The 6,392-nt window shown below is 44.0% G+C and carries 5 protein-coding genes; 4 read left to right on the top strand and 1 reads right to left on the bottom strand.

Annotated elements, in window-relative coordinates; genetic code table 11:
• Positions 1 to 529 precede the first annotated feature (529 nt).
• The 4 genes from AACX68_RS04755 (at position 530) to AACX68_RS04740 (ending at position 5,256) form a co-directional block, all read left to right on the top strand.
• A complete protein-coding gene (locus tag AACX68_RS04755; RefSeq protein WP_228860720.1) occupies positions 530 to 1,954 on the top strand; it encodes a gamma-aminobutyraldehyde dehydrogenase in 1,425 nt (474 codons plus the stop codon).
• Positions 1,955 to 1,970: 16 nt separating this feature from the next.
• Complete coding sequence (locus AACX68_RS04750; RefSeq protein WP_228860719.1) at positions 1,971 to 2,756, top strand: nuclear transport factor 2 family protein; 786 nt, start codon at positions 1,971 to 1,973, stop codon at positions 2,754 to 2,756.
• A gap of 534 nt (positions 2,757 to 3,290) precedes the next feature.
• On the top strand, positions 3,291 to 3,689 hold the full coding sequence (locus AACX68_RS04745) for a DUF805 domain-containing protein (RefSeq protein WP_099121981.1): 399 nt from the start codon (positions 3,291 to 3,293) through the stop codon (positions 3,687 to 3,689).
• 25 nt (positions 3,690 to 3,714) lie between these two features.
• The gene (locus tag AACX68_RS04740; RefSeq protein WP_228860718.1) at positions 3,715 to 5,256 is read left to right on the top strand and encodes an NAD(P)/FAD-dependent oxidoreductase; all 1,542 of its coding nucleotides are present in this window, start codon (positions 3,715 to 3,717) and stop codon (positions 5,254 to 5,256) included.
• 150 nt (positions 5,257 to 5,406) lie between these two features.
• Here the strand turns inward: AACX68_RS04740 and AACX68_RS04735 are convergent, their stop codons facing one another.
• The gene (locus AACX68_RS04735; protein ID WP_228860717.1) at positions 5,407 to 6,276 is read right to left on the bottom strand and encodes a phosphatidylinositol-specific phospholipase C; all 870 of its coding nucleotides are present in this window, start codon (positions 6,274 to 6,276) and stop codon (positions 5,407 to 5,409) included.
• Between the last annotated feature and the right edge of the window lie 116 nt (positions 6,277 to 6,392).

Genomic DNA, 6,392 nt, shown 5'->3' with positions numbered 1-6,392 from the left:
TGCTGTGACATAGCCTTTTGTTCCTTTATTTCTCTATTTTTGACGACTTAAAGTTATAAAGGAGCGGCTATGTCATTTCAACTCATCATAAAAGTCGAGCATCGCGTTAAAATAAGAATTCTTATTACTTCATCACTAATAGAGAACTGAAATGACAATGAATAATAGCAAATAGGTTATTTACCTATTTCCGTTAGTATAAAGAAGTTCCACGAACAAGCGTAGCTCAAAAAACAATCGATAATTAAAGTTATTTAAGTGTCTCACCACGACTTTTAAGCTGTGCCCAATTATTGGTTCATCTACACCCATCATAGAATCACCCGCCTCAGCATGCCTAAAATCTTCGATCCTTCTCACAGATTTGCATAATTTTCCTGCCGGAAATGCCTGAAAGTTACACGTATGTATCTAATGGCCCACATGTTTTTACATTTTTTATACATATTTGACTGTGGCATAACCATTAAATATATTAATTCATAGGTTATATTTTATACATTAACCCTATCAGGAGATAAGCATGTCGATAGCCACTCTCAGGCATTTTATTAATGGACAGTATATTGAATCTAAAGGCTCTGAATATTTTGATTTGATCAGCCCGGTCACGGGTGAATCTTATGCACGTTCTCCTAATGCGAATGCTGAAGATGTTAATAATGCTTATGCATCTGCTAAAGCGGCATTTAAAGTATGGGGCCGGAGTACCCCTTCTGAGCGCCAGAAGGCGCTTTTAGCACTGGCTGACTCGGTAGAAAAAAACGCTGAACGTCTGGTCGAGGTGCAAAGCCGCAATACCGGGCAGCTCAAACATCTGATTGCTTCTGAGGAAGTGGCAACTTCGGCTGATCATATCCGTTTTTTCGCTGGTGCAGCCCGCTTTTTGGAAGGTAAGGCAACAGCGGAATATCTTTCCGGTATGACCAGTAGTATCCGACGCGAGCCACTGGGTGTGGTGGGGCAGGTTACTCCATGGAATTACCCATTGATGATGGCAGCATGGAAGATTGCACCTGCTCTGGCCGCTGGCAATACTATTGTCCTTAAGCCCAGTGATACTACGCCGGAGAGCACTTTATTGCTGGCTGAACTGGCTGCACCGTTCTTTCCTGCCGGTACGTTCAACGTAGTACTGGGCAATGCCAGCGCAGGCGCTCTGGTTGTTTCACACAAAACCCCGGCTATGGTTTCCATCACAGGCTCTGTGCGGGCTGGTTTGCAGGTCGCTTCTTCGGCAGCAGCCAATCTCACCAGATCACATCTGGAATTGGGTGGTAAAGCTCCGGTCATTGTTTTTGCCGATGCGGATATGGACAAAGTGGTGGAAACCATTGCTATTGCGGGGTACTTCAACGCCGGTCAGGACTGCACAGCCGCTTCGCGCGTGTTGGTGCATGAATCGGTTTACGATACCTTTGTCACGAAATTAGTCGCGGCAGCTAAAGCAACCCGATTTGGCGATCCTGAAGATGAAGAAGCGCTATATGGGCCACTTAACAATATTCGCCAGCTGGAACAGGTTAAGGGATTTATTGCACGTCGGCCTGCTTATGCCCGTATCGAAACAGGCGGGCGTCAGGCTGAACGTCCGGGATATTACTTTGAACCTACGGTAATCACCGGTCTGGAACAGCACGATGAAATGATTCAGACCGAAATTTTTGGTCCGGTTATCACGGTGCAGAAATTCAAAACAGAAGAAGAAGCGATTGAAAAAGCCAACGACGTGAAATACGGGTTAGCCTCCAGTGTCTGGACTCGTGACCATGCTCGGACATTGCGTCTGTCCCGTGAGCTTGATTTTGGTACGGTCTGGATCAACGCCCATATTCCTCTTGCGGCAGAAGCTCCACACGGCGGTTTTAAGCACTCCGGATACGGTAAAGATCTGTCAGCTTATAGTTTCGATGAATATACGCGTATCAAACACGTGATGAGTTCCAATGATTAATGCGGGAGTATCCATAATGAATCAGGCTATAAATCAGGTTAGATCTTCACGTGATTTAGTAGCACGTGCCCACCGCGAGCTGTTTACTGACCGTGATGTAGAAGCACTTGAACGTTATTTTTCGCCGAATTTCATCGAACACTCCCCGCTAGTCAGAGATGGGCTTGCTGGCCTGCGTGAACTGGTTCAGACACACCCTGAGCTTCACCACGAAGCCTACCGCGTATTACAGGATGGTGATCTGGTCGCTATCCACGGCCGTTTTACGGGGTTAGATACTCAGCCGTTGGTTGGCTTCGATTTGTATCGGGTTGTTGATGGTTTGATCGTGGAGCACTGGGACGGTTTAGTGCCACAGGCTGCGCCTAATGCCAGCGGTCGGACTCAGTTAGACGGCCCGACTGAAGCGGGCGACAACCATGACAGGGAAAAAAATCGTAAGCTGGTGGTGAATTTCTTCAGACGTGCTCTGATTGAAGGAGACTATGGTGAATTCATAACCTACACCAATGGTGAGGCATTCCGTCAGCATAGCCCGGATATATCTGATGGTGCGGCAGCGGTTATCGCATTTCTTCAGCAACTGAAAGATGAAGGAAAAGGGCTGCATTATACAAAAATCCACCGCACCGTTGCTGACGGTCAGTTTGTTCTGACTCATTCAGAAGGAAGTATCGCCGGGGAACGTCATAGCTACTTTGAATTGTGGCGCGTTGAGAATGGTAAAGTCGCTGAGCTTTGGGATGCTATCACTCCGGTACCGGAGGATGAGCAAGCATTACATCGTTACGGCATTTTTTAGCGTTACTCTCAGCCTTGCTTGCTGATCGGTGAGAGGAAGGAGCCTCTCAGTAATCCCCGGAAGCATAGATAACCGTATGTTTATAAAATCGATGACTGGGGTGAGCGAGCGCAGACAATAAAGAGGCAACCTGAAAGACGAAGTGTATATGTCCCGCTTGAGCGGATTACCCGAACCGAACCGAACCTCTGCTACACAAGCGGAGACTCACAATTCAGGCTGAATGAGTGCCTTGAATAGTAGTTTTGTAACGTAAAGAAATTGTTTTAAATGAAATTATTGCCATTTAGTGTACAATATTGACTGCGTTGTATAAGGGAAACAGTTTTACCTGTTACCGGCTGGCACAGAAGATGATTACCCGAATTACCATTATCTGCCTGAATATAAAGAAAATATGGATACTGAAATATCATTCGGGCGGAAATCTAATTTCGCGTAATCGCCCGGCGTGGGAACCACATAGTAAATTGCAAAAATATAAACATACATGGAGGTCAGGTGGAACCAGAAGATTTATAAGAGAGGAGAATAATGCATTGGTATTTAAACGTATTAAAGAATTATGCCTGCTTCAGGGGAAGAGCACAGCGTAAGGATTTTTGGTATTTCATTTTGTTTCAGATTCTGGCAGTTCTTATCATTTCTTATCTGGAAAGATTATTTGCTGTTGCTAATCCCGAAATCTATATGGGCTGGTTCAGCGCCATTTATCTACTACTCACATTTTTACCAGCGCTGGCAGTAGGTGCACGTCGATTGCACGATATCAACTGTAGTGCCTGGTGGCTACTTTTACATCTTATCCCGTTTGTTGGCACTGTTATTTTATTGATTCTCGCCACTCTGAAAGGATCAGCGGGTAGCAATAAATACGGCTCAGAGAGCTGGATTCACTCACAAGAAAATACCCCGGATCAGGTTAACGGGTGATTTCAGGTCATACAGGAGCGCTAAAATGACAATGAACAGAAGAGATTTTATTTCTAATGCAGCAACGCTTGCAGGTGCGGGCGTACTTTCATCCCTATTTCCCACGACGTCTCTACTTGCCGGAGAATTAACCAAGGTTGATACTCTGGCCACCGGTATTGAACAACTCCGGCCAAAACTATTACAGGATGCACAGGCCAGACCCAGTCGTCTGGGGCTGGATCCCCGCATCTGGAACTGGCATAGAGACATCGCTGCTATCGACATGCCAGCTAACTACTATGAGGCTTCTCTGGCTGACTGGCCGGATTTTGGCAGCCTTCTCGGTGATCAAAGCTGTGAGGTTGTTGTTATTGGTGGCGGATTGCTGGGTGCTTCCACGGCGTTACATCTGGCTGAATCTGGTGTGGATGTCATTCTGGTTGAAAAAGATAATATTGGCTCAGGCGCTTCCGGACGTAACGGGGGGCAGATGACTCCCGGCATTGCCCGCTGGTCAGCTGAAACTATACTGGAAAAATTTTCACCTGAAGAAGCCAGACGCTTATGGCAATTTACATCGGTTGAAGCAATGGATCTCGTGGATGAACTTCGCTCACGTTACGGTTTTGAATGTGACCGTAAATATGGTCATATTACGGCGGCGATCCATCCGGGTCATATGGGGCCATTAGTGGCTAATGCCGATGCACGTCGTCGATTGGGCGATAAAATGGTGAAGGTTATTGGCCCATTCGAACTACAAGAAGAGTATGTGCGCTCGGATATTTATCATGGTGCCAATATCGACAGTATCAGCGGACAGGTTCAGCCCCTCGCGTTATTACGAGGCTTGGCATATGGTTTTGCCGGGCTTGGGGGAAGAATATATGACAATACTAAAGTGACCGGTATCAGGCAGGAAGAGCGCGGAGCGGTTATTGAAACCAGTCAGGGAACTATCAGGGCGAGTAAAGCCGTGGTACTTGGGGTACATGCCTCTACGGGGGAATTTATCTCAGGCTCTTCCACGACTGTGCCTTTTTTCACCTATGTGGCGGTCACTTCACCGTTGCCGATGCCTATCAAAGAATTACTCCCATCAGATCTGCCGGTTTACGATACACAGTTACAGATAGATTATTATCGTTCGGTACGCAACAACCGCCTGCTGTTTGGCGGGCAGGGCACGGGTAACTCCTGGTCATCCCGTGATGTAAACAATTATTTGCTTGATCGTATCAGAACCGTGTTTCCGCAGCTGGAGAAACCAGAGCTGGAATATTCCTGGGGCGGGATCAGTGACCTGACCCTGAATGGTGCAGCTGATGCCCGTAAAAGCGATGATAACACCCCTGTATATATGGTACATGGCTGGAGTGGTCATGGTGTAGCGCAGACGGTACGCATTGGTAAAGCAATCAGTGACGATTTCACCGGACGTAATCGGGATTTTAACATGCTGACCAGCATTGACCACACGAGCATTCCACTGGGCTCCTATTTTTCCCCGGTGGTTATTCCGTTGATTAAGGGGGCTCTGGGAGTAATGAGTACATTTAATCCGGCAGATATGGTTTCATTTTAAATATTCAAGAATAGAAACTGAAGATTAGAGCTGTTGATATTTTACGTTTATAATTTATTTAACTCACACTGATCTAACAGCTAAAATCTGATAATAAACGCCAGTAAGTAATATACTGGCGTCATTGAGTTTCAATCTTATTAATATTATTCATGTTTTTTTAAAATTACTATCGATTATCAGACCAATAACTTCGCCTATTAAATTGGGAAAATCCATCGGTATGATCCCAATACCCAGTCCAGATACATTATTTCCTTCCTGTAACATCGTAGCAAAAGAGCCATTTATATTATAAGACATCTTTTTTATTGTCCAATGAGGAGGATTCCCTTGAATACTTAAAAAATTAATAAAAAAATCTTTACCACCACTGGAGTGATTCTTGATAGTTAAATTGAAGTGCCCAGAGATAGCTAACCATTTTTCAAATAGACCATCTGCATCATAATCATCTTGTATGTAAAATACATCCCAAGGGATTCCCGGTAATCCTGAGACATTTGAAATAATAACTATCTTCCCTCTGACTTGTCCCAGAGATGGAATATTTGAATCCAGATACATATACTGATGAAATACTCCATAATGCCCATTGAAAATAGCAATAAAATCAGCATCGCTGACTGTAGAGTATTCCTGTTTTACCCGCATGAAAATAGTTTCTGAAGGGTGTGATGATAAAAAATCAATACATTGATTTAAGACATCACCAAAGTTTATCTGCTGGTAAACAATACCATGATGAATTGTAAATTCTCCGTCAATAGCCCTACATCTTATATCCAGAAATCTTATCCCTTCCTGTAATTGCTGTTCTACAGATTGATTCTGGCAAATAATTATTCCTAATATATCTCCGTCTGGTGAATAAGTTGCACATGATTCGTGAGTTCCTGGGATGGATAATAAAGCAGTGGACTTTTGGTCATCGATATTTTTCATCCATGTCGTCGGTTCCCATGTTATTTTTTTATTAACTGTGTAATCAGGGTTTACTGTTTTTTTATTTTTTTTCATAAAAACCTCTATATAATTATGATGATAAAAATAAAATTACATCATTGATAGAGTCAGATGTTTTTACAGGGTGATTTTAACTGTTTTTATTTAATTAATAGGGCGTTATAGATATA

It is taken from the genome of Xenorhabdus sp. PB61.4, assembly GCF_963894935.1.
In the GTDB taxonomy this organism is placed as follows: domain Bacteria; phylum Pseudomonadota; class Gammaproteobacteria; order Enterobacterales; family Enterobacteriaceae; genus Xenorhabdus; species Xenorhabdus stockiae.
The sequence above is the reverse complement of the archived record's forward strand: the minus strand, read 5'-3'. Positions and strand labels throughout refer to the sequence as shown.